19 protein-coding genes and 1 tRNA gene are annotated in these 24,376 nt (G+C 55.2%); 12 read left to right on the plus strand and 8 right to left on the minus strand.

The genetic code is table 11. The features are described 5' to 3' along the window. Positions 1-49: 49 nt before the first annotated feature. The 3 genes from MLD66_RS12535 to MLD66_RS12545 form a co-directional block, all read right to left on the minus strand. Positions 50-123: transfer RNA gene (locus tag MLD66_RS12535), tRNA-Met, on the minus strand. Between the two features lie 46 nt (positions 124-169). Next, a complete protein-coding gene (locus MLD66_RS12540) occupies positions 170-1,129 on the minus strand; it encodes an asparaginase (RefSeq protein ID WP_247218374.1) in 960 nt (319 codons plus the stop codon). After that, positions 1,120-1,608, minus strand: coding sequence for a CGLD27 family protein (locus tag MLD66_RS12545; RefSeq protein WP_247218376.1), 489 nt, complete (start codon positions 1,606-1,608; stop codon positions 1,120-1,122). The genes MLD66_RS12540 and MLD66_RS12545 overlap by 10 nt, the downstream gene beginning before the upstream one ends. 110 nt (positions 1,609-1,718) lie before the next feature. On the opposite strand from MLD66_RS12545, the gene MLD66_RS12550 reads away from it, so the two are divergent. After that, positions 1,719-2,567 (plus strand): tetratricopeptide repeat protein, encoded by an 849-nt coding sequence (locus tag MLD66_RS12550; RefSeq protein WP_247218378.1) that lies wholly within the window; start codon positions 1,719-1,721, stop codon positions 2,565-2,567. A gap of 604 nt (positions 2,568-3,171) precedes the next feature. Continuing rightward, positions 3,172-4,206 carry a UDP-3-O-(3-hydroxymyristoyl)glucosamine N-acyltransferase gene (gene lpxD, locus MLD66_RS12555; protein WP_247218380.1) on the plus strand — a complete coding sequence of 345 codons (1,035 nt, stop codon included), beginning with the start codon at positions 3,172-3,174 and terminating at the stop codon, positions 4,204-4,206. Here the strand turns inward: lpxD and MLD66_RS12560 are convergent. Both MLD66_RS12560 and MLD66_RS12565 read right to left on the minus strand, forming a co-directional pair. Then, positions 4,175-4,801: a hypothetical protein gene (locus tag MLD66_RS12560; protein ID WP_247218382.1), complete on the minus strand. Its 627-nt coding sequence runs from the start codon at positions 4,799-4,801 to the stop codon at positions 4,175-4,177. The two genes, lpxD and MLD66_RS12560, sit on opposite strands and share 32 nt — an antisense overlap. Before the next feature lie 3 nt (positions 4,802-4,804). After that, on the minus strand, positions 4,805-6,658 hold the full coding sequence (locus tag MLD66_RS12565) for a hypothetical protein (RefSeq protein WP_247218384.1): 1,854 nt from the start codon (positions 6,656-6,658) through the stop codon (positions 4,805-4,807). A gap of 108 nt (positions 6,659-6,766) precedes the next feature. On the opposite strand from MLD66_RS12565, the gene MLD66_RS12570 reads away from it, so the two are divergent. The 7 genes from MLD66_RS12570 (at position 6,767) to MLD66_RS12605 (ending at position 14,530) form a co-directional block, all read left to right on the plus strand. Further along, the gene (locus MLD66_RS12570; protein WP_247218386.1) at positions 6,767-7,822 is read left to right on the plus strand and encodes a glycosyltransferase family 4 protein; all 1,056 of its coding nucleotides are present in this window, start codon (positions 6,767-6,769) and stop codon (positions 7,820-7,822) included. A gap of 68 nt (positions 7,823-7,890) precedes the next feature. Then, positions 7,891-9,180, plus strand: coding sequence for a pitrilysin family protein (locus MLD66_RS14575; RefSeq protein ID WP_281438468.1), 1,290 nt, complete (start codon positions 7,891-7,893; stop codon positions 9,178-9,180). Positions 9,181-9,290: 110 nt separating this feature from the next. Then, positions 9,291-10,085 (plus strand): Fe-S cluster assembly ATPase SufC, encoded by a 795-nt coding sequence (gene sufC / locus MLD66_RS12585; protein WP_247218388.1) that lies wholly within the window; start codon positions 9,291-9,293, stop codon positions 10,083-10,085. Further along, a complete protein-coding gene (gene sufD, locus MLD66_RS12590; RefSeq protein ID WP_247218389.1) occupies positions 10,051-11,337 on the plus strand; it encodes a Fe-S cluster assembly protein SufD in 1,287 nt (428 codons plus the stop codon). The genes sufC and sufD overlap by 35 nt, the downstream gene beginning before the upstream one ends. Continuing rightward, on the plus strand, positions 11,334-12,605 hold the full coding sequence (locus MLD66_RS12595; protein WP_247218391.1) for a SufS family cysteine desulfurase: 1,272 nt from the start codon (positions 11,334-11,336) through the stop codon (positions 12,603-12,605). Before sufD ends, MLD66_RS12595 begins: the two co-directional genes overlap by 4 nt. 501 nt (positions 12,606-13,106) lie before the next feature. After that, positions 13,107-13,853 carry a ChaB family protein gene (locus tag MLD66_RS12600; protein ID WP_247218393.1) on the plus strand — a complete coding sequence of 249 codons (747 nt, stop codon included), beginning with the start codon at positions 13,107-13,109 and terminating at the stop codon, positions 13,851-13,853. Next, positions 13,850-14,530: a DUF1614 domain-containing protein gene (locus MLD66_RS12605; RefSeq protein WP_247218395.1), complete on the plus strand. Its 681-nt coding sequence runs from the start codon at positions 13,850-13,852 to the stop codon at positions 14,528-14,530. Before MLD66_RS12600 ends, MLD66_RS12605 begins: the two co-directional genes overlap by 4 nt. 203 nt (positions 14,531-14,733) lie before the next feature. Here MLD66_RS12605 and MLD66_RS12610 read toward each other — a convergent pair whose 3' ends face one another. After that, complete coding sequence (locus MLD66_RS12610) at positions 14,734-15,906, minus strand: redoxin domain-containing protein (protein WP_247218397.1); 1,173 nt, start codon at positions 15,904-15,906, stop codon at positions 14,734-14,736. Positions 15,907-16,305: 399 nt separating this feature from the next. Here MLD66_RS12610 and MLD66_RS12615 point away from each other — a divergent pair, with 399 nt between their 5' ends. From MLD66_RS12615 to polA, 3 genes are read left to right on the plus strand one after another with little or no spacing between them, the layout of a single operon-like run. Next, positions 16,306-17,127 carry a cyanophycinase gene (locus MLD66_RS12615; RefSeq protein ID WP_247218398.1) on the plus strand — a complete coding sequence of 274 codons (822 nt, stop codon included), beginning with the start codon at positions 16,306-16,308 and terminating at the stop codon, positions 17,125-17,127. A gap of 10 nt (positions 17,128-17,137) precedes the next feature. After that, complete coding sequence (gene cphA, locus MLD66_RS12620; protein WP_339397045.1) at positions 17,138-19,771, plus strand: cyanophycin synthetase; 2,634 nt, start codon at positions 17,138-17,140, stop codon at positions 19,769-19,771. Then, complete coding sequence (gene polA / locus MLD66_RS12625) at positions 19,768-22,587, plus strand: DNA polymerase I (RefSeq protein WP_247218402.1); 2,820 nt, start codon at positions 19,768-19,770, stop codon at positions 22,585-22,587. The genes cphA and polA overlap by 4 nt, the downstream gene beginning before the upstream one ends. A 343-nt stretch (positions 22,588-22,930) precedes the next feature. Here the strand turns inward: polA and MLD66_RS12630 are convergent, their stop codons facing one another. Further along, entirely contained in the window at positions 22,931-23,158 is a 228-nt protein-coding gene (locus MLD66_RS12630; protein WP_247218403.1) for a hypothetical protein, read from the minus strand. Positions 23,159-23,241: 83 nt separating this feature from the next. Further along, the gene (gene leuB, locus MLD66_RS12635) at positions 23,242-24,336 is read right to left on the minus strand and encodes a 3-isopropylmalate dehydrogenase (protein ID WP_247218405.1); all 1,095 of its coding nucleotides are present in this window, start codon (positions 24,334-24,336) and stop codon (positions 23,242-23,244) included. Between the last annotated feature and the right edge of the window lie 40 nt (positions 24,337-24,376).

A 24,376-nucleotide genomic window follows, 5' to 3' on the forward strand; every position in this document is an offset into this window, starting at 1 on the left:
GATGACGCAAAACCCTGGGTGAGTAAGGAATTAATTAACTTAATGATCATTGCGGGGACTGGATTTGAACCAGCGACCTTTGGGTTATGAGCCCAACGAGCTACCAGGCTGCTCTACCCCGCGATGTAGATTACTACCTTAGCGCAAAAAAACCACAACGACAACCCACCTAAAGCAAGGACAATTCCCCCTGCACCTCCAAACGCAGGTACGCCCCCAACTGGACAAACTGTTCCGCCAATCGTTCCCGCACCGTCGGCGAAATCCACCCCAATTGGTGCAACAGATGGATGGCCGTCGCATACTTTGCCCGTTTGGCACCATCCAACACCCGCACCGCCAAACCCATGCCGGTTTCCAAATTAGCCAGACATTGCACCCCCTCCGCCCCCGCCTTGCTGACTAGAGTGCCCTGGGTCAGTTGCATCAACTGGGTATCAAAATGCCCCGGCTCCGCCACCAAATCCGCCTGCTGGGTCATGGCACGGGTAATTTGCTCCAGCCCCAGGTGTTGACCGGCGGCCATCCGACCATAGAGGGCGGCCAGTTGATGCAGTTGCAACAAATAGGTGGGTGCCCCGCAATCGTCATGCACGGCAATCAATTCCGCCCCCGGTACCCCCAACAACTCCCCCACCTGGCTCAAGATTAATTCCTGTACCGGGTGTTGCCGGTGGAGATAGGTACTGCGCGGCCAGCCATATTTGGCGCATACGGCTAACATCCCTGCGTGTTTTCCCGAACAGCCGTGGGTCAAGGGACTCTGTTGACCGGGGGGAATCGGGCATTGCAGTTCCGTAGGGTCAATATCCGCCTGCCACAGGATATGAAACACCTGGCGGGTCGCCTCAATCTGTCCCCGGTGGGAACTACAAATCACCGCCAAATCCCGTTCTCCCAGCTTAAATTGCTCCAGGGTGCCGGTGACCACCACCGCCAGGGCTTGAAAGGGTTTGAAACTACTACGGGCAAACGTCGTGGTTTCCCCATCTCCCGCCACTGCCAACAACCGCCCCCGTTCATCACACAAAGCCGCATGGACATAGTGCATGGACTCCATGATCCCTTCCCGCAACAGACGCACGGTGAGCGGCTCCGCCAGGGTACGTTTCCCACGGGCTAGAGACACAGCCACCCCAGCAGTGCGACTGCGCCGTAGAGGATACCCAAACCCGCCAGACTGCGGCGTAACCTTCGGAGCAACGGTTCCACTTGGTAGGCACTCACCAACTGCTCTTGTAATAACACGGTCGGGGGTTTTTCCCAGGTTTGCCCGTCATACCACCCGGATTCTTCGTAAACAATTACCCGACTGGCCAGCCGCTGGCGCACATACCGCCACCCCAGGTATAGCTGAAGGAGTAACAATCCCGGCAATACCCCTACCCCTGCCACCGCCGCCAAGGTGAATCCCCAGAATTGGGTATGGGGGTCAAAACTCGCCGCCGCCACTGGTAACGCCACCAGCGCCCCTACCCCGGCGACCCAACCCAACCGTTGCCCGTATTCCCCCCAGCCCAGGGACGGCCAGCGGTAAAACCAGGAATCCCGCAGTGCCTCGTATTCATTAAGGGGCTGTTGTTCGGTCGGGACAGGGCAAGGGGACATCAAGGCAACCAATCTATCTAGGGGTGGACGAAACGCTCATTTCGCATTTTAATCCTTCTATTCGCCCCCTGCACCCAAAGCTAAAATTTAAGAGAACGCCGGGATTGCCTATGGTTCGGTGGATTTGGCTGGGGTTATGGATACCGCTGGTGGTCTGCCCGGTTTTCGCCCAGGGGAGTGGTGGGGGGGGAGGCAACCGCGCCGAACCGAACCCCTTGGGGACGGAACTGCGTACCGAACTGGTGCGAACCGAAGTGGACCGGGCGTTTCGCCATACCACCCTGCTTTTGAATCTGTTGGTGCTGGTGTTACTCCTCCTGCCCATCGCCCTGGGGTTGGGGTTGTGGGGTCTGCGGCGGAGTATCATTCTCCAATTGGTGCAGACGGCTACGGATGAGGCTCAAAAACAGATCAAAGCCCAGGCGGAAGCCACGATTGCCGAGGTTTTTGCCCAACAACTGACCCATTACCAAATCACCCTCGCCGCCCTCCATGCCCAGAGCCGCCAAACTCTAGAGCAGGAGTGGCAGAAACGGCTGAATACCCTCCATGACACAACCGAACGGGTGCCCCTCACCCCCCCCAGTTCCACCTCAACGCTCCAGCAGTTGCGGCATTGGCTCAGCGAGGAACGCACCGACTTACCCCCCACCCTGTATCAGGCGCTGGTGAATTGGTCGCCGGAAATGCCACTGACCGGGGCGGATTGCCTGCTGTTGGGGCAGGTGTGGCAACGGTTGGGGGAATGGGAACAGGCTTTGTCCTACTACCAACGGGCGTGTGAAGTGCAACCGGAAGCCTGGGAAAACTGGTACCACCTGGGTCTGGCCCTCAATCACCTACATCGGTACGCCGAAGCCCTGAAGAGCTTTGAACACGCCCTCTCCCTCCAGCCCCAGGCCAGCCAGATTCACCAGCATTGGCAGGCGGCTTTAGAAAAGTTAAAAAACACAGAATGAATTACAGTTTTTTAAGTAGCTAGGGGATACGGTCGAAACCCACTTGCTGTCGGTCAGTCATGTTAATGGTTTGTGTGATGATAGCAGACAGCAGTCCTCACTGAATTGAGAGCAGGGGTCGCAGGGGCACTGCCCCCGTTTTTGGTTCTGGAAAGTATGGGTATTCCAGTGTGATAACCGGCTGGTAATGCAAATAAATAGAGGTGCCCATTTATGAATATGAAAATTAAGCTGTCGGTCAGTCATGTTAATGGTTTGTGTGATGATAGCAGACAGCAGTCCTCACTGAATTGAGAGCAGGGGTCGCAGTGGCACTGCCCCCGTTTTTGGTTCTGGAAAGTATGGGTATGCCAGTGTGATAACCGGCTGGTAATGCAAATAATAAATAACAAATAGAAGTGTTCCGATAAAAACGATTGAAAAATTAAAAATAAATATAAAATTTTTGCTCACAGTTCAAATGTGTTTACCCTATTCCTGGGAACCAAGCGTGGGACTGGGTTCAATCCAATTAGGATTCCCGTAGCCGAAAATGCTCTCGATGGCATCGGGATGTGTGCCCCCATGACCGCCTATCCTGAATAAACAATAGAGGTGCCCACCCATGATGACCTTCCATGACCTATTGGCGCATTTACCGAGCGGCTCCCACGGCGGAGGCAACCCGACTTTGACCGGCGTAGCCAGCCTTACCGAAGCCCGTCCAGGGGAATTGACCTTTGTGGAACACAGCCGCCTCCTACCCCAACTCCAAGCCACTCAGGCTTCAGCGGTCATTCTCCCGTTGGATACGGTACTCCAGTCAGCGGCAGAGGCTCGGGGTTTGGCCTGGGTGTCCCTGCCCGACCCCCGCTTGGGGTTTGCCCTGGCGATTCATTATTTTTATCAACCGGCGGAACTGCCCCCTGGCATCCATCCCACAGCGGTGATTGACCCAACGGCGACCCTGGGGTCAGCAGTACGGGTGGGCGCCAGAGCGGTAATCCAGTCCGGGGCAATGGTCGGGGATGGGGTGCAAATTGGCGCTGGCGTCGTGATTGGGAACCAAGTTAAGGTGGGAAATGGCAGTATTTTATATGCAAATTGTACGATCTACGAACGCACGGAAATCGGCGAAAATTGCGTGATCCACAGCGGGGCGGTGCTGGGGAGTGACGGGTTTGGGTTTGTGCCGACCCCAGATGGCTGGGTGAAGATGCCCCAATCAGGGCGAGTGGTGGTGGAAGCGGGGGTGGAAATTGGTGCCAATACCTGTATTGACCGGCCAGCGGTGGGGGAAACCCGCATCGGTCAAGGGAGCAAGTTGGATAATTTGATTCACATCGGGCATGGCTGTCGCTTGGGTGCCCATTGTGCTTTGGCGGCGCAGGTCGGGTTGGCGGGGGGCGTGGTGTTGGAGGACTGGGTGATTTTGGGGGGACAGGTGGGGGCGGCGAATCAACTGCGGGTGGGCAGTCGGGCCCAGGTGGCGGCCAAGAGCGGGTTACATCAGGATGTGCCTGCGGGGGCGGTGATGGCGGGCTATCCGGCGATTCCTTTGCCCCTGTGGCGCAAGGCGATGGCGGTGGTGCAACGGCTCCCGGAAATTTACCAAACCTGGCGTAAACTCAATCGGGAAGGGGGGCCACCCCCGGCTTAAGGGCGTGCCAATCCCATTCCCCCAGGTGGTCTACCGCCCAGTGGGCATGGCGTTGCACCCAGTGATAGGGCATTTGCTGGGCGACCCCCACCACCCAACACCCCACCGCCCGAGCCCGTTGCATCCCCAGGCGTGTGCTGTCAAACACCAGGGTCGCTGGCGGCTCCGCCACATCCCCGTAATCCGCCACGATCCAATCCTGGGGAATGTGACCCTGGAGCAAGGGCAGTAAATCTTCACCTTTTTGCTCCGTCTGTAGCCCAAATTGGTAGCCATGAGCCTGGATTTGCTGTAAAAAGGCTGGGGTTTCCCCATACCAGGGCAAATCCGGTAATGACCCTAGCGCCTGTCGGTATTGGCTGTGGTAATGCTGGACTAATTGAGTTAAATAATCGTCACTCACGGAGCGGCGATAGCTCTGCCAAACATACTGCAAAAACTCCCGATCCGCCCCGCCCCGATACCAGGGATGCCGCTTGCGGGGGGCAATATTTTCCCGAATCAGCAGTTCTTGTAATACCTGTTCCCGCAGGGCTTGGTCACGGAACAGTACCCCGGACAGGGGACAAACCACCGTGGTGATGCGAAAACCCATTTTTTAAGGGGTGGGGCTGGCCTGGGGCGCAGGACTGGGGCTAGGGTTGGGCGTTAATTTGCGGATCAATTCCTGCGCTGGGGCGTGGGCGGGGGTGCCAGGGGGAATTTGCTTGGCCCAGTTGAGGGCTTCCGTGGGGTTGCTGGTTTCGTTTTGACGGGCTTGCTCCAGTAATTTATTACTGCTTTGGATTAACAGTTGTTCCACCTGGGGTTTAATATCTCCCTGATTACGCAGGGGCAGTGCCAGTTGGATCGCCCGCACCCAACCGCTGGGGGTATTCAGGGCGGCCTGTTTTTCCGCATCCTGGAGCTGTACCCGCCCCTGCCATTGCTTAATCTGATTCTGCGCCTGGTTGTAGAGGGCACGACCCGCATTCACCCGCCGGGCTTCGTTGATCGCCCCCTGCCAATCCCCCCGGTCAGCCGCCTGTTGCGCCGCCTCCAGGTAGGGTTGATCCTGCAAGGTTTCCAAACGAGTTTGCCATTCCCGCACCCGCTCCTGCGCCCGGGGGTAGAGGGCACGGCTGGGGCGAATCTGCTGGGCTTCGGCGATGGCACTGGTGTAGGCGGCAATGGTGGCGGGAGCAGCCAACCCCTCCGCTCGGGTTAAAATTGGGCTGTCTTCGGCGATTTGAATTTGATTGATCCAGCCGTCCGCCTCCGCCTGCGCCCGGTTCCACAGGGGATTATTGCTGGGAATTTGCCGCACCAGGGCAATGGCCTGATTCCAAGCGGCCACCGTGCGCCCCCCGGCCACCTGCCGCGCCTGATTGAGGATATTCAAAGCCACAATGGTCTGTTGCCAGGTTTCAATTTGAATTTGCGCCTGATTATACAAGGGACGGCTGGGGTCGAGGGTTTTGGACTTGGTGATCGCCGCCTGGTAGCCCGCCACCGTCTCATTCCAGGTTTGGGATTCCGCTTCCGCCAGCACCATAAAATCGGCCACTTCCTCCTGTAAATTCGCATCCGCCGGTACCTGCCGTGCCGCCGCCAATGCCCCTGCTAGATTCCGGGCCCGCAACTCCCGCAGAGCCGCCACATCCAGAATATCCCGCGCCCACCGCTGGTATTTGGCTTGCGCCTGGTCAAACAGGTAACTGTCCTTGGGAATGGTTTTGGTTTTGGCCATTGCCTCCAGGAGTTGGGACACCTGCCCCTGTTGCGCCAAGCCCTCCGCCTGTTCCAGGATGGTTGCCTCCTGGCGGGTACGCAAAATCATCCGGCTCAATTCCTGATAGCGGGCGGTCTGGGCGTAGGATTCATTGATGGTGGGGAGAAGGCTGGCCTGGGCCATCGCCGTGCGCCAGTCCCCTTTCCGCAGGGCGGCCTCCGCTTCCTCGTAAATCCGGGTCACCTCCGTCCAGCCCATCTGCCACTTGCGGAGTTCCTCCTGGGCTAACTGCGCCGCCGCCGTACCGGGGGGAATTTTCTGCGTAATCCCAAGAGCCGCCTCCAGGTTGCCCGCCTGGACCTGTTCATTGGCTAAGGCCAGCAAATCCATCCCCCAAGTATTGATAAATCGGTCAATTTCCGCCCGCTGGGGATGTTCCGGGGGCAAATCCGCCAGTAAAGTGATCGCCCGTTCCAAGCCCGCCACATCCTTGCTCTTGGCCGCTTCCTGGGCACAGTACAGGCGGTTGGCCACCGAAGCGGTAGGTAAAAACAGGTGGTTACATTTGGGAAAACTGGGCAGGCGCAGGAGTAAGACCACCGCCCCAAAGCCCACCAAACCGGATACCAAGGCCGTTCCCGCCATCAGCACCGGCCAGCGGTCCAACCAGGAAACGGCGGTGTCCACCGTCACGGGCTGGGTTTCTGGGGTAATGAGTTTGGGGTCAGGGGTTTGGGTCATGCCAGGGGGTCAGGCGTTACAGATGAGGCATACTTTACCTTATTGTGACAGCAAGCCTTGGATTTTGTCCCCAATTCGGGTAAAAAAGTGTCCCCTTGCCCATCTTCCATGCGGGTTTTGTGTGTTTCTACGCCGGTGGGTGCCCTAGGTTCCGGCCTCGGCGGGGGCGTGGAATTGACCCTGGCGAATCTGGCGGTCGCCCTCCAACAGCGGGGGCATGGGGTGACGGTGATCGCCCCGGCGGGTTCGACTTTGCCGGGGGTGCCGCTGATCACAGTGCCGGGAGTCCTGCAACCCATTGCCCAAAACCAAAGCCGTCAAGACCCCATCACTATGCCCGCCGGGGGGGTGTTGGGGCGGATGTGGCAGGTGGTGCGCTCTCAACCCTGGGATGTGGCGATTAATTTTGCCTATGATTGGCTCCCCCTCTACCTCACACCGTTTTTTGACCGCCCGGTGGTACATCTGGTCAGCATGGGTTCCCTGGTGGATTACCTGGACGAAATGCTCGCCCAGATTGCCCAAACCTACCCCCACCGGCTCGCCATGCACACCCGGGCGCAGGCCCTGACCTTTGGCTCAGCCATTGCCCAAGCCACGACCATCCTTGGCAATGGACTGGATGTGCGCCGGTATGACTTTTGCCCCCAACCGACAGGGGTGCTGGCTTGGGTGGGACGGATTGCCCCGGAGAAAGGCTTGGGGGATGCCCTGACCGTAGCCCGGCAGACGGGTTATCCCCTGCGGATCATGGGGAAAATCCACGACCCGGACTACTGGCGGCAGATTTGCACCCAATTCCCAGAAGCCAGAGATTACTACCGGGGATTTTTAAGTACGGATGAATTACAAAAGCAGTTGGGGGAATGCGCCGCCCTTTTGGTCACCCCCCACTGGGTCGAAGCCTTTGGGAATGTGGTGATGGAAGCCCTCGCCTGTGGGGTGCCGGTGTTGGGCTATGACCTGGGGGGGCCGGGGGAATTGGTGCGCTCGGGAGAAACGGGCTGGCTGGTCGCCCCGGGGGATGTGGCGGGTTTGGCGCAGGCGGTGACCCGGATTGACCAAATTGACCGCCAACACTGTCGCCGGGTGGCAGAGCAGGAATTTTCCCTGGCGGCTTTTGGGGCACGGGTGGAACAATGGTTGGGGCGCAACCGGTCTTGACCCGGAATTAGGATGCCAGCGGCGAACGCACAGGTTATGATAGATCAGGTACTACACAGAGGGTTGCGATGTTTGCACCCAGTCCGTTGGTGAGGGCAGAAGGCGAGTCCCTGGCGGTGACCCAGCCCCCCACGGTTCAGGTTTTAGCCAACGGGGCGACGGTGATTGCCCAACGGATGCCCGGGGCAACGGTGAATTTCTCCCTGTGGATGGGGTGTGGTTCCCAGCACGAACCGGATGTCCACAACGGCATGGCGCACTTTTTGGAACACATGGTTTTTAAGGGGAATGACCGGGTTCCCCTGGGGCTGTTTGAGCGACGGGTGGAACGGGTCGGGGGCATGACCAATGCGGCCACCAGCCAGGAATATACCCAGTTTTTCGTCACCACCGCCCCCCAGGATTTTCCCGAGGTCGCTCCCCTGCTGATGGATTTGGTGATGGCACCGGGGTTGGCCGAGGAGGAATTTCACCGGGAACGGCAGGTGGTCTTGGAGGAAATTCGCCGGGCGCAGGATGTCCCCCAACGGCGGTTGATGCAACGGGTCTTGGAACTGGCTTTTGCGGGTCTGCCCTATGCTCGGCCGGTGTTGGGATCGGCGGAGGTGGTTGCCCAGCTTACCCCAGCGGCGATGCGGGCATTTCACCAGCAGTGGTACGGTCCGGAACGGTTGACGGCGGTGGTGGTGGGGGATTTGGCGGTGGAGCGGCTGTTGGAGGTGGTGGTGCCCAGGTTACAGGCGTGCCAGGGAGGTGACCCAGCGCCCAGTTGTCCCTTTCCCAACCCGGTCTGCACCTTTTTGCATCGGGAAGAATTGGTGGATGACGTGCAACAGGCTCGCTTGGTACTCTCCTGGCGGGTACCCGGTTTGACGGATTTTAATACGGTCTGTGCCCTGGATGCCCTCGCCATGATCCTGGGACAGGGACGCACCGCCCGTTTGGTGTGGGAACTGCGCCATGAGCGGGGCTGGGTAACGGGCGTTACAGTACAAAATATGAGCTTTGTCCATCAGGGCTTGTTTTGGATTGGGGTGCAAGCCCCGGCGAGCCATTTAGCCTCCGTGCTGGGTGTGATCGAGGAACATATAGCCCGTTTGGCATCAGAACCGATTGGGGCGGAGGAATTGGCGCATCTGCGGCGGCGGGTCGCCAGTCGGTTTATCTTTGCCAACGAAACCCCGGCGGAACGGGCGGGACTCTATGGCTATTACCAAACCGTGTTGGGGGATATTAGCCCAGGGTTGGGGTATCCCGGCACGGTTGCCAGCCTGCAAGCCAGTGTCCTGCAACAGACTGCCCAGACCTATCTCACCCCGGCGTTGATGGGGCAGGTGGTGATGCGTCCCCCGAGCTAGGGGATTCCTTGCGACCCACCCCTGGAGGTGTTAGCTTAAGGAAATAGGGGGGCAATATCTGCCATTTCCTAGATAATTCATCGTGTTGTTATTTAGGTTGATCAAAATAAATGACCGTTGCTGTTGCGCCAGAAGTAACCACCCAAGCCCTGTTGACCATCAGGGAATTGACCGCAGAAATTGACGGCACGCCCATTTTGAAAGGGGTAAATTTAACGGTCAAAACCGGCGAAGTCCATGCGATCATGGGACCGAATGGTTCGGGCAAAAGCACCCTTTCTAAGGTGTTGGCGGGGCATCCCGATTACACGGTTACGGGTGGGGAAGTGTGGTATCGGGGGCAGGATTTGCTAAGTTTAGCCCCAGAGGAACGGGCGCATTTGGGGGTATTTTTGGGGTTTCAATACCCTTTGGAAATTCCGGGGGTGACGAATAGTGATTTTTTACGCTTGGCTTATAATGCCCGCCGCAAAGCCCAAAATTTGCCGGAACTTGATGTCTTGGATTTTGATGACCTGATCCAGGAAAAGTTAGCGATTGTGCAGATGGACAGTGCCTTTTTATCCCGGAGTGTAAATGAGGGATTTTCGGGCGGGGAAAAGAAGCGCAATGAAATTTTACAAATGGCTTTGTTAGAACCAGAATTAGCGATTTTGGATGAGACGGATTCGGGTTTAGATATTGATGCGTTGCGGATTGTTGCCGGGGGCATTAATCAGTTGATTAACCCGCACAATGCGGTGATTTTGATTACCCACTACCAGCGGTTGTTGAATTATATTACCCCCCAATTTGTCCATGTGATGGAGGGGGGGCGGATCGTCCGCACTGGTGGGCAGGATTTAGCACAGGAACTGGAAGCCCGGGGCTATGATTGGTTGCGTGGGGACGGGGATGGCAACTGAGGGGGCGGTCGGGAGCGGCTGGCTGATGGGGCGGACCACCCAAGGGGAATCCGGGTTTCTGGCGTGGCGGGATCGGGCGTTAACCCAGGTGCAAGACCCCCCCCGGGTGGATCGGGAAGCGTGGCGGGGAACAGACCTGCAACCCCTGCTGAATACCCCCTTTCGGTTGGCACAGCGCAAGGATTTAGAAGCGTTAAGGGTCGGGTTAACAACGGAATTGCTCCCGGAATTGCCCTGCCACGTTGCCCTGGTGAATGGTCACATTCTGGATCACGGGGAACTGCCGCCCGGTGTCACGTTGGGGGATTGGCAGGATTTATCGCCCATCGAACGGGAGGGCTTGGGGCGGGGACTGCCTACGGATAGCTTGACCGCCTTGAACCAAGCGACACTGCCGGGGATCACGGTGGTACGGGTGGTGGGAAATCCCATTGCCCCTTTGCACCTGATGCACCAGAGCCAGGGAGTGGACCACCCGGTATTGGCTTGTCCCCGGTGGGTGGTGGTGGTGGCGCCGGGAACCCATGTGACTTTGGTGGAGGAATATGTCAGTACGGGCACCGGCTGGACGAATGGGGTGACGGAGATTTACCTGGGGCAGGGAAGTCATTTGGAGCATTACCTTGTCCAGCGGGAATCCTTACAATCCTGCCATCTCCTGCGGCTGGCGGTGCATCAAGCCCAGGATAGCCATTACACCCTGCGTTCGGTCAGTGTGGGCGCCGGGTGGAGTCGCTGTGAGCCGCTGATTTACCAGGAGGGGACGGGGGCATTTACTCAACTGCGGGGGTTGAGTTTGGTGGGGGGTCGGCAACATACGGATATGCACAGTGTCATTACCCATGACCATCCCCAGGGCACCAGTCGTCAGCTCCACAAATGCGTGGTGGCGAACCAGGGTCAGGCGGTGTTTCAGGGTATGGTACGGGTCGCCGCAATTGCCCAATTGACCGATGCGGGGCAACTTAATCAAAATCTGCTGTTATCCAAACAGGCGAGGGTGGACACCCGCCCCCAGTTGGCGATCCAGGCGGATAACGTCAAATGTACCCACGGGGCAACGGTGAGTGATTTAGACCCGGAAGCCCTATTTTATCTGCAAAGCCGGGGGGTGGATCGGGTAGCGGCTCGGTTGCTGTTGGTGACCGGATTTACCCAGGAACTTCTGCGGGAAATTCCCTTTCCCACCCTGCGGCACCGCTGTCAGGTTTGGCTGGAAAAATTAACCGAATGCCCGGAGGTGACCCGATGACCATGACCACCGTGCGGAATTTAGCCGAGGTAACCCGGGGGGATTTTCCCATCCTCGGGCAGGAAATTCATGGGCACCCGTTGATTTATTTCGACAATGCCGCCACGTCCCAAAAACCCCGGCAGGTTTTGCAATGTTTGCAGGAATATTATGAATTTGCCAATGCCAATGTGCATCGGGGCGTGCATACCCTCAGCAATCGAGCCACCCAAGCCTATGAGGAAGCCCGTGCCAAATGCGCCCATTTGATCCATGCGCCCCAGGTGGAGTCCCTTATTTTCACCCGCAATGCCTCGGAAGCGATTAATTTGGTCGCCTATAGTTGGGGGATGAATGAGCTACAAGCGGGGGATGAAATCATCCTGACGGTGATGGAACACCACAGCAATTTAGTCCCCTGGCAATGGGTGGCGCAACGCACGGGGGCTGTGCTGAAATATGTGCATTTAACGCCCCAAGAAACCTTTGATTTAGAACATTACCAATCCCTGCTTTCGGATCGCACGAAATTGGTGGCTTGCGCTTATGTTTCCAATACCTTGGGCTGTGTGAATCCGGTTACCGAAATTATCCAATGGGCGCATCATTGGGGGGCAAAGGTATTGCTGGATGCCTGTCAAGCCGTACCCCACATGGTGGTGGATGTGCCCGCCTTGGATTGTGATTGGCTGGTGGCTTCCGGGCATAAGATGTGTGGTCCCACCGGGGCGGGTTTTCTCTACGGCAAGCCCGAATTATTACGTCAAATGTTGCCGTTTTTGGGCGGGGGAGAAATGATTGCCGATGTGTTTTTAGACCACAGTACCTATGCGGATATTCCCCACAAATTTGAAGCTGGTACCCCTGCAATTGCGGAAGCGATTATGTTAGGAGCGGCAGTGGATTATTTGCAGAATCTTGGTTTAGAAGCCATCCATCATTACGAGCAGGACTTGGTGGCTTATTTATGGGAACAACTCCGTAACATTCCGGGTATTCGTTTATTTGGACCGGCTCCCCCCCAGCGGGCGGGTTTGGTGACCTTTAGTTTTGCGGATATTCATCCCCAGGATTTATCCACGCTTTTGGACGAGGCGGGGATTGCCATTCGAGTGGGTCATCACTGTACCCAACCGTTGCATCGTTATTTGCAGGTGTCCGCCACCGCCCGGGCGAGTTTGTATTTCTACAATACCCGGCAGGAAATTGACCGGTTTATCCAAGTATTGCAGGACTCGGTGAACTTTTTTCGGGAAATTTTGGGTAATGCCCAGAGCGACCCTGGTTAAGTTTTGAATGTTACATTTTTATTTGAATTGTGAATAAAATTTTGGGCACCTCTATTTATTTGTATTACCAGAAGGTTATCTCGCTGGAATGCCAATATTATTGAGAACCACAGACGGGGGCTACGCCCCTGCGACCTATTTTTAGAAGTGCCCCTTTATGGTTAGACCACTCAGGTTTCAGAACCATACCCCGCCTTGGTTCTAATCACATAGGGTAACTTTGCCATACGCAGTGAGGATTGGTATATTATGGAAACCTCTATTTATTTGAACCAACCATCAATCCTATCGTGGGAATGCCCATATTCCCGAGAACCAAGGGCGGGGGATGCCCCCCTGCGACCGCTAATTTTGAATTTATAGAGGTGCCCTTATTTGAGCCTGTCGTATGCAGTCGTGACACCTGATCTAATGCTAGACTTTAATCGTTGCCTGGAACGGCGAGCAAGGGTAGGTTGAGCGATTATCATTAAGATGGAATTGAGTCTGTGGAGGGGGTCTATGCCGTCTGAGAAAAAATGCGTATCTGCGACCTTTAAGGAAGAGAAAAAGTTGCAAGATGCGGTACAACGCCTGCTGAATAGGGGTATTGCCAAGGAAGATATTTCCATCATGGGGCGCAATTTTCAGACCGAAGCCAAAATTACAGGTTTCCTGACGAAAAAGGATATTATTCTCGACGGTTTGACCAGCGGTGCCCTTTACGGTTCCCTATTTGGGTCGGTGCTGAGTTTATTGAGTGGCGTGGGCGTGCTGTTTATTCCCTTTTTGGGTACGGTGGTGGCGGCTGGTCCCTTGGCGGCGGCTTTGCTGGGGGCTACCAGTGGTGCTTTGTATGGTGCGATTGGAGCGGGGCTAGGCTCTGTACTTATATCCTTGGGCATGGCGCAGGAGCGGGCGGCAATTTATCAGACTCGGGTGCAAGCGGGAGAATTTCTCATCGTGGCAGAAGTGCCTGCTGACAGGTCTGGGGAGATTTTTTTGCTATTACAAAGTGCTGGGGGAGAGGAGGTGGCGATTACGGATATGCAGATTCCCCGTGGGGCGGAGGGTAAATTGGCAGGGGCAGAGGAAATTGCGCCGGATATTAAGTCAGGTATGTCCGAAGAGGCGCAACAGCAATTTGTGGAATCCTACAATCAGGCTTTTGAAAAATCCCCTGAGAATGCCCTTATGGAGGCTTGGAAAAAGGTTAAACAGTTATTTGACCGGGATGATCAAGGCATTTTTTCTAAGCGGAAACAATGATTTATTTACCCGTTGCCTATCTACTCTTTTTACTCCTGCTTTTAGCCTTCCCGTTTCTCTGGTTGGTGGTTACCCTCGATGCGGTTCAAGTTGCTGTTGCCAAGCTAGGATTTTCTCCTAATTTATCTCTTTTGCTCCTGACCCTGGTGATTATTGGGAGTACGATTAATATCCCCCTTTATGAAAGGGTTTCCAAGGTAACTGTCGTACCTGATTTGGAGCGATTGTGGGGGATGCGCTTTTTTTGGGGTATTCCCTTGAGGCGAATTGAACAGAAAACGATTGTGGCGCTCAATGTGGGGGGTGGTTTGATTCCAACCATATTAGCCATTTATCAATTCACCCGTGTTTCGCCAATTTTGATTGTGCTTGTGACTGCTGTGGTGACAGTGGTTAGTTATTATTCTGCCCAGGTGGTGCCGGGGATTGGGATTCAAATGAATGCCCTGATTGCGCCCCTGACGGCGGCGATGACTTCGGTGCTATTAACGGCGGGTTCTGATGTGGTGGCGGCACCAATTGCCTTTGCTGGCGGTGTATTGGGAACCCTAATTGGGGCTGACCTACTACATTTACCGCAAATTGAGCGGATGACTCCCGGTATTCTTAGTATTGGTGGGGCGGGCGTTTTTGATGGTATTGCGCTGTGTGGTTTATTTGCTGTTTTACTAACCTAAAAATCCTAGAAATTCATTTACAAAATGCTCATTTTCGGTTGGAAAAAATCCAGGCAACCCCTATAGCAATCCTATTTGATTAACCAACAAAAATTTTCCAGAACCAAGGACGGGGAGTGGTGCCCCTGCGACCCCTATGCCATTTTCATTTAGGATGGCAATAAGGATTGTTATAGAAATTCCCTAGAAACCCCAAGGTGCGATTATTTTCCCGTACTCTGTTCAGCCTGGGTGTGGTGCTGGTTGAGAATCACCATCTGGGAATAATCGTTTTGAACCTTTTGTTCATAGGTACGGCGAGCTTGAGCCTCCTCCTCCCCGTAGAAAAACGCCAGCAGGACAAACCGTCGCCCGGACAATATATCCGTCGCCTCATGCAACAAGGAGCAATTGAACACCACCGCCGAACCCGTGCCCGGTCGGTAGCGATAGGGACCGTATTCAGGGAACCGGAGGTAGCCCCCCTCGTACTCTTCGGTGTTGAGATTAATGGACATGGCAAAGCGTCGGTGCGCCGTCCCGCCAGTCGTGTTGTCCCGGTGCGCCCGAAAAAACCCCCCTGTCGTCGCATCGTAACAGGCGATTTTGTAATCTTCCCGGCGGGTGGCTTTGTAGCTAAATGCCTTTTCAATCTCTGGAAATACAATCCGTCGAATGGGACGATCAATCGCCCGTTTCAGCTCCTCATCCTGGACAAAGTGATCCTGGCGAATTTTGAAGGAGTGGTCAATGTAGCCCACGGTTCTTTCCCCAGCCCGCTTCATGAACCCGGAATCCGTGTGCCCGCGGGTTTCCCAAATGTGGATCAGATAGCGGCAAAACTCCCGTGAAAATACGTTGGGAATCAGCAAAACCGGGGCTTGCATGGGCACATCAATATCCGGTTGGGGCGGAAACTGCTCCCGCAATACGGTCAAAATCGGGGCGAAAGGCGCATCGTTGGCTAAAATCCAAGCCTGCACCACCCGCAAATTGCGATCCAACAACACCGCCACCCGCTGGTACACCGCTTGGGTCACACCGTCCGCTCCCACCTGGGCACGACACACCCCATACAACTGGCTCACCCGCAACGCCTCATCCGCAACCACAGGAAATGTCCATCCCTCTTGCTGAGCCACTTCCTGCCGCAACGCCAACGGGTCGGGACTGATGCTGACCACCTTGGCTCCCAACGCCTCAAATTCCGGCAAATGGGCTTGAATCTGGCGGCTAATTTCCCGGCAGGCTGGCAGGCGGTCGCTCGCATAAAATACCAACACCAGAGGCTTGCCCGCTTGATCTCGCAGAATGAAATCCTTGGTGCCGTTGCTGGGCAGACTAAATAAAGGAGCCGGTTCCCGGGGGGCAATCCCAGTCAAAACCACAGGTTCCATAGGCAATCTCCAACCACGACAGCGGGTAAACCCTTTACAGCCGCCAAGGTCATATCGAAAGCCTTTCCAGAGCAGGCGGCAGGGAGGTAACCCCAATCAACAGAATGCGATTAGCAAACCTTATGCAGGTTCATCGTAACAAATTCTGGCGGATTAGCCAACCCTGACCGGGGCGATCCCAGCGGTTAATGGCGGTTTGGACAACGGTTAACCAAGCCTTCGCCTATATGCAAAGTCCCCAGTAAACCCAATTAAGCAACCAGTTGTCAACGGGCGGCGGGGGGTCGCCAAGGAATATTTGCATAAGCATATATACTCAAATTGCATCCTGGAACACTGTTTCTGAGACCAGCTATGATTAACTGAAGATTAAATTTTCGTGAGCAGACTGACGGGGACATGGAGCAAGCCTCAACCTTAGTGATTGGTGGTGCGGAGGACAAGGTCAACGGGTTAGAAATTTTGCAAACCTTTTGGCGGCGGGCGGGGGGGGAGGATGCCCGGTTGGGAATTATCCCGGCGGCTTCGGGGGAACCGGCGATCATCGGTGGTATTTACCAGCGGTTGTTTGAAAATTTGGGATGCAAGTCGGTGCAGGTCTTGGATGTGCGGGAGCGGGAACAGAGCGAAGACCCGCATTGGTTAACCCGGTTGCGGGATATGACGGGGATTTTTTTGACCGGGGGGGATCAACTGCGCTTGGCGACCCTGTTGGCGGATTCCCCCCTGTTGGATGCCTTACACTTTTATCGGGAACGGGGCACCCTGACCTTGGCGGGGACGAGTGCCGGGGCGGCGGCGATGGGGTATCACATGATTGCCGGGGGCGGGAATGGGGAATGTCCTCATCCGGCGTTGGTGAATATGGCGGGGGGATTGGGGTTTTTGCCGGGGGTGATTGTGGATCAGCATTTTCACAATCGCAATCGGGTGGCACGGTTATTTAGTGCGGTGGTGATGCACCCGGAATGTTTGGGGATTGGGGTGGATGAGGATACCTGTGCCGTGTTTGAACCGACGGGGGAATTGCAGGTGGTGGGACGGGGGACGGTGATGATCCTGGATGCGGGGGAGGCATCCTATTTTTGTGAACCTCAACCCCACAGTACCACCCCGATCAGCGCCCACAATTTGCGGGTACATCTCCTGCGGCGGGGGGACCGGTTTGATGTGGAACGTCGGCGGGTTCTGCCCCCGGTGTTACGCCATTGTCCTGTTTGAGGAACCTGGGGTGGAGATTTTACGCATCTTGACCTTGACTGGGCCGAACTACTGGAGTGTGGAACGCCCGCATTTGATTGTCCTGCGCTTGGATTTGGGGGCATGGGCGGGGGTCAATACGGTGGAGATACCGGGGTTCCATGGCCGGTTGACCCGATTACTGCCGGGGCTGGAGTCCCACTATTGCATTCCGGGGCACTGGGGCGGTTTTTTGGAGGAGGTGGCGCAGGGCACGTCTTTAGCCCATGTGGTGGAGCATATTGCCCTGGAGTTGCAGTACATCGCCGGGATGGATGTGAGTTTTAGCCGCACCCATTGGACGAGTACGGCGGGGGTGGCACTGGTGGTGTTTGAATATGAACAGGCGGAGGCGGGACGGTTGGCGGGACGGGCGGCGGTGCGGTTGGTCAAAACCCTGGCGCAGGGGGAGGATTATCCCCTGGAGGAGTTGATCGCCGATTTGGGAGAATTGCGGCAGATGCGGGCGGAGGCGGCCCTGGGCCCCAGTACGGAAGCGATTGTACGGGAGTGTGAACGGCGGGGGATTCCCTGGCAGGAGCGGGCGTTGGGGATGATCCAGTTTGGCTATGGCTGTTACCAACGGCGGATTCAGGCGACCCAGACGGACCGCACCAGCATTCTGGGGGTGGAGTTGGCGGGGGATAAGGAGGGCACCAAACGGATGCTGGCGGAGGCGGGGATTCCCATTCCCCGGGGCACGGTGATCCGTCGGGAGGAGGATTTAGTATCGGCGATCCAGACGGTGGGGGGCTATCCAGTGGTGCTGAAGCCCTTGGATGGGAATCATGGCCGGGGGATTACCCTGGATATTCACACCCTGGAGCAGGCGCAGGTGGCCTACGATTTGGCGATGGCGGCATCCCGGGCGGGGCGGGTGATTGTGGAGCGGTTTCACCGGGGGCATGACCATCGGATTTTGGTGGTGAATGGGCAAGTGGTGGCGGTGGCGCAACGGGTGCCTGCCCATGTGACGGGAGATGGGAATCATACCATTGCCGAGTTGGTGGCGCAGGTGAATCGGGACCCGCAACGGGGGGATGGGCATGACAATGTATTGACTAAAATTATTTGGGATGAAACGACGGAAAGTGTTTTGTCCCAACAGGGCTACCAGCCGGGGACGGTGTTGCGCCGGGGGGAGGTGGCCTATCTGAAACGCACGGCGAATTTGAGTACGGGGGGCACGGCAGTAGATTGTACCGATGAAATTCACCCGGAGAATGCCTGGTTGGCGGTGCGGGCGGCGGCGGCGGTGGGGCTGGATATTGCCGGGATTGATGTGGTAACGACGGATATTCGCCAACCCCTGCGGCGGACGGATGGGGTGGTGGTGGAGGTGAATGCTGCGCCCGGGTTTCGGATGCACTATCGCCCCAGCGAAGGTTTGGCTCGGAATGTGGCCGCACCAGTGGTGGATGCCCTCTTTCCGCCGGGGGTGCCCCACCGGGTGCCCATCATTGCCATTACCGGTACCAACGGCAAAACCACGACCACTCGGTTGACGGCGCATCTGGTCAAGCAGATGGGAAAGGTGGTGGGATTTACCACGACCGATGGGACGTATGTGGGGGAGCATCTGGTGGAGCCGGGGGACAATACGGGGCCGCAGAGTGCCCGGTTGGTCTTGAACGACCCCCTGGTGGAGGTGGCGGTGTTGGAGAGTGCCCGGGGGGGGATTTTGCGCTCGGGGTTGGCGTTTCGGGAATGTGATGTGGGGGTGGTGTTGAACGTGGCGGCCGACCATTTGGGCAGTTACGACATTGACACCCTGGAGGAGATGGCGAAGGTAAAAGGGGTGGTTGCTGAGGTGGTGCGTCCGGGGGGCACGGTGGTGTTGAATGCGGACGATGAGCGAGTGGCACCGATGGCTGAGCGTTCCCGGGGGCGGGCGGCCTATTTTTCCCTGCGGGCGGATCACCCTTTGATTGCCTCCCATCGGCGGCGGGGGGGCTTGGCGGCGGTGTACGACCAGGGGGATTTGTGGCTCTACCAGGGGGAATGGACCTTACGCATCCTGCGGGCGGCGGAGGTGCCCTTGACCCTGGGGGGGCGGGTGCCGTTTATGATTGCCAATGCCTTGGCGGCGAGCTTGGCGGCGTTTGCCCTGGGGGTGACCTTGGACCAGATTCGCCAGGGGTTACGCAGTTTTACCGCTTCGGCGCACCAGACCCCGGGGCGGATGAATTTGCTGTCCGTCGGGGCGTTTCATGTGCTGGTGGATTATGCCCACAACCCGCATGGGTACGCAGCGGTGGCGGATTTTGTCCGTTCCTGGCATGAGGGCTTACGCATCGGGGTGATTGGCGGCCCTGGGGACCGGCGGGACGAGGATTTGGTCGAGTTGGGGGCGATTGCCGGGCGGGTGTTTGACTGGGTGATTATCAAAGAGGATGACGACCGGCGGGGACGGGATTTGGGGGAAGTTGCGGAACTGATCCGGGCGGGGTTGACCCAGGTGGGGAGTGCCTGTCGCTGGGAAATGGTCTTGGATGAAACCACGGCGATTCGCACCGCCTTGAGCAAGGCACCGGCGGGGAGCTTGGTGGTGATATTCCCCGAAAAGGTGCAACGGGCGTTAGAATTGATTCGTGCCGATGGTCATGGGTTGCCCGCCCAACCATGAATTCCCCCCAAATACTCTTAGTTGACGGTCATTCCCTGGCATTTCGTGCCTACTATGCGTTTGCCAAGGGACGAGACGGGGGACTGCGTACCAAAACCGGCATTCCTACCAGCATTACCTACGGGTTTTTGAAGGCGGTTTTAGAAGTATTAAATCAGCAAAATTTTACCCATCTTGCCGTGGCATTTGACCGGGGCGAACCCACATTTCGCCATGCGGTGGATGCGGATTACAAAGCGGGGCGGGTGGAAACACCAGCGGATTTTCAGGTGGATATGCAGAATTTGCAAGCCCTACTCACCGCTCTGAATATCCCGATTGTAACTGCGCCTGGTTACGAAGCGGATGATATATTGGGTACGCTGGCAAAACACGCCGCCGAAGCCGGATTTATGGTGAAAATTCTCTCCGGGGATCAGGATTTATTTCAGTTGGTGAATGAGCGGGTAAAAATTTTGCATTTGAGTAACCAAACCAGCCGCCCAGTGGAATTTGCCCAGGAACAGGTGGTGGAAAAATTGGGAATCACACCGGCGCAAATTGTGGACTACAAAGCCCTGTGTGGGGACAGTTCGGATAACATTCCCGGCGTGCGCGGCATAGGGGCAAAAACCGCTGTGGCATTGCTGAAACAATATCAGAATTTGGATGAACTCTACGCCCATTTAGACCAGTTACCCAAAGCCCAAAAACAAAAACTCATCGAAGGGAAAAATGATGCCTACCATTCGCAATTTATGGCGAGGATTCATCAGGATGTACCCCTAGACATTACCTGGTCAGAATGCCAATTGGTGGGATTTGATATATTAGGCGTGATGCCCCTATTAGAAACCCTAGAGTTACAAGTATTTCAACGGCAAATTGACCAACTTTATACCCGGCTTGGGGGTGTTTCCCAGTTAGAAATGGATGGGGACTTATCCTTTTTTACGGCGGCGGATACGGCACAAAAGCAATCCATTGATCTGCCATTCCAAGTGCAAATTATCACCGATTTATCCCAACTAGAGCAACTGGTACATTCCCTCAAAAATCGCACGGAAACCCCCGTCGCTTGGGATACGGAAACGACTGCGCTTGACCCAAGAGATGCTCAATTGGTGGGGATTGGATGTTGTTGGGGTAAAGAACAGGTCGCCTATATTCCGGTCGGGCATCGGCAGGGGTCACAATTACCTTTAGATGTGGTTTTAGCCCATTTGAAACCGATTTTAGAAAATCCTGATGCCCCCAAAGTCTTGCAAAATGCCAAATTTGACCGCAATATTTTCCTGGTACAGGGAATCGCCCTCCAGGGGGTGGTTTTTGATACCCTTCTTGCCAGTTATGTACTCGACCCGGAAGGAAGTCATAAATTAGCGGATTTGGGCGAAAAATATCTGGGGATCACCTCCCAATCCTATCAGGATTTAGTCCCCAAGGGGCAGACGATGGCGGATGTGGCGATTCCATTGGTTGCCAACTATTGTGGGATGGATGCTTATCTAACCTTTCAGTTAATGGGCATCCTCAAAAATGAACTGGCAAAAATTCCTGAGCTGGAACGGGTTTTTACGGAAATTGAACTGCCTTTAGAGCCAGTTTTAGCCGCTATGGAATATCGGGGCATCACCCTGGATTTAGATTTCTTAAAACAGCTTTCTAAGGAATTTGACCAAGCCCTCCAGCACATTGAATCCCAAGCCCATGCGTTAGTGGGTCAACCTATTAACTTAAATTCTCCCAAACAGTTAGGGGTGCTTCTATTTGAAACCTTGGGGCTAGACAAAAAAAAGACCCGCAAGACCCAATCGGGTTACGCTACAGATGCGGCTACTTTGGAAAAACTTAAGGGGGAACATCCGGTCATTGATTTAATTTTGGAACATCGTACCTTAGCCAAACTCAAATCTACCTATGTAGATGCTTTAGCCGGATTGTGCCGACCAGATACAGGGCGAGTCCATACGGATTTCAACCAAACGGTTGCCGCTACCGGTCGTTTATCGTCCTCTAATCCCAACTTACAAAACATTCCTATTCGCACGGAAATTGGCAGACAAATTCGGCGAGCATTTATTCCCCAATCCGATTGGCTTTTGGTTTCAGCGGATTACTCCCAAATTGAACTGCGAATTTTAGCCCATTTGAGCCAAGAACCGGTACTGATTACCGCTTTTCAACGGCAGGATGACATTCACCGACTGACTGCCCAATTACTCCTCGAAAAAGAAGAGATTACCCCGGATGAACGGCGGCTCGCTAAAATTATCAACTATGGGGTGATTTATGGCATGGGACCTCAGCGTTTTATGCGGGAAGCGGGGGTTTCATTTGCTGAAGCGAAAGCATTTATTGAGCGATTTAATCAACGTTATCCCGCCGTATTTGATTACTTACAAAATACAGAACGCCAGGCAATTGTCCAGGGTTATGTGGCAACCATCACCGGGCGGCGCAGGTATTTCCGGTTTACCAGTCCCTTACTGCAACAATTGCGGGGTAAAACATTAACCGAAGTGGATTGGGAAACGGTACAAAAACGCTTAAATCCTGTGGATGCGGGTTTATTACGAGCGGCGGCCAATGCACCCATTCAAGGTTCTAGTGCGGATATTATTAAAATCGCTATGATTCGCATCCATCAATTATTAGCTAACTATCAAGCCCATTTACTTTTACAAGTTCACGATGAATTAGTATTTGAAATCCCCCCGTCTGAATGGCCGGAATTAGAGCCACAAATCAAACAAATTATGTCCCAAGCGATGACTTTAGCTGTCCCTTTAGAAGTAGATATTCATGCCGGTTCTAATTGGCAAGAAGCTAAGTAGGATCATCTAAGTACAGCCCCTTCAGGAATTCAGGTAGTGCTCTCTTTGTAATGCTCAAGAAATATAGCAATCCTAAATGAGAATGGAACAGGGGTCGTAGGGGCACCGCCCCCGTCTTGGGTTCTGGAAACTTTGTGTATGCCTACGGCACGCAAGCTAATGTAAATCAAGTAGGATTGCTATATACAGTCTATTTGTCAATTAAAGGATACAAAAAGCCTTGATAATTCTAAAACTTCAGCATGATTGACCTACGGCAAGTGGGGTTCAACTGTATCCCATAACTACTTAAAAGACTGTATTGTAATAATAAACAATTACTTGGATAGCACTACCGAATAGGCTAGTTCAGTAATTGTCGAGGCACAAAAAATTCTCGGGGTAAAAGGACAGGCTTTGCTGAAAAAATCAACGTCGTGTGATAAGTGTCCGAGTTGACCGCCACCCCCAACAACGGTTTACCCAAGTGTTTCCCCCCCTGGTGATAATCTCGGTAAACATTGCGAGCCGCTCGTAATGCTTCCGGTTCCAATAATACGGGCGGGGCAGTGTGTTCCGGCGTAGGAGACATGGGGCAGCTTGGGGCAGGGAATAGTTCTAGTTTAGCCTGCGGGACAAATTCCGGGCTAAGGATTTGTTAAATTTCCGTAAATGTTAGGGTAATGATGCTAAAGCCGCCGCCACCTGTACCCCCATCCCCCGACAACCCACCCGTTGCGTCCCCTCCGTGTAAATATCCCCCGTCCGGTAGCCCTCACGCAAGACCTGAGCGACTGCCGTTTCCAGGGCTGAGGCCGCCTGGGCTTCCCCCAAACCGTAGCGCAGTAACATAGCGGCACTGAGAATTTGCGCCAAGGGGTTGGCCACGTCCTGCCCGGCAATATCTGGCGCTGAGCCATGCACGGGTTCAAACACCCCCGGCCCCCCCGCCCCCAAACTCGCCGAGGGCAACATCCCGATACTGCCGGTCAACATGGCCGCCTCATCGGAGAGAATATCCCCGAACAGATTGCCCGTCACGATCACGTCAAATTGTTGCGGCCAGCGAATCAACTGCATGGCGGCATTGTCCACGTACAAATGGGTCAAGGTCACCTCCGGGTACTCCGGGGCTAGGGCATTCACCCGTTGCCGCCATAGTTGAGACACCTCCAACACATTCGCCTTGTCCACCGAACATAGGTTTTTTCGACGTTTTTGTGCCGCCTCGAACGCCACTCGGGCAATCCGGTCAATTTCACTCGCCCGATAGGCCATCGTATTCACCCCCCGCAGTTCCCCGGTTTCGGTGCTAAAAATACCCTTGGGTTGCCCAAAATAAATGCCTCCGGTCAACTCCCGCACGACCAGTAAATCCACACCATTGATCACTTCCGGTTTTAGCGAAGAAGCCTGGAGCAATTCGGGAAACACCTTGGCGGGGCGCAAATTGGCAAATAACCCTAACCCAGAACGCAGTCCCAACAACGCCTGCTCAGGGCGCAAATGACTGGGCAGATCATCCCATTGAGGACCACCCACAGCACCTAATAAAACCCCATCACTTTGGCGGCACAATTCTAAAGTTTCCGGGGGCAACGGTTGACCGGTTTGGTCAATGGCAATCCCCCCGATTAATGCCTCAGAAAAACTAAAATCAATCCCATATTTTTGCCCTAACTTTTCTAAAATATCCACCGTAACGGTCATAATTTCTGACCCAATCCCATCCCCCGGCAAAACGGCAATTTTGTAACTCCGATTGGTCATCGTGGCATCGCCAACCCAGCAGAGGTATCTTAACAGGAAA

It is taken from the genome of Synechococcus sp. C9 (assembly GCF_022984075.1).
Classification (GTDB): domain Bacteria; phylum Cyanobacteriota; class Cyanobacteriia; order Gloeomargaritales; family Gloeomargaritaceae; genus Gloeomargarita.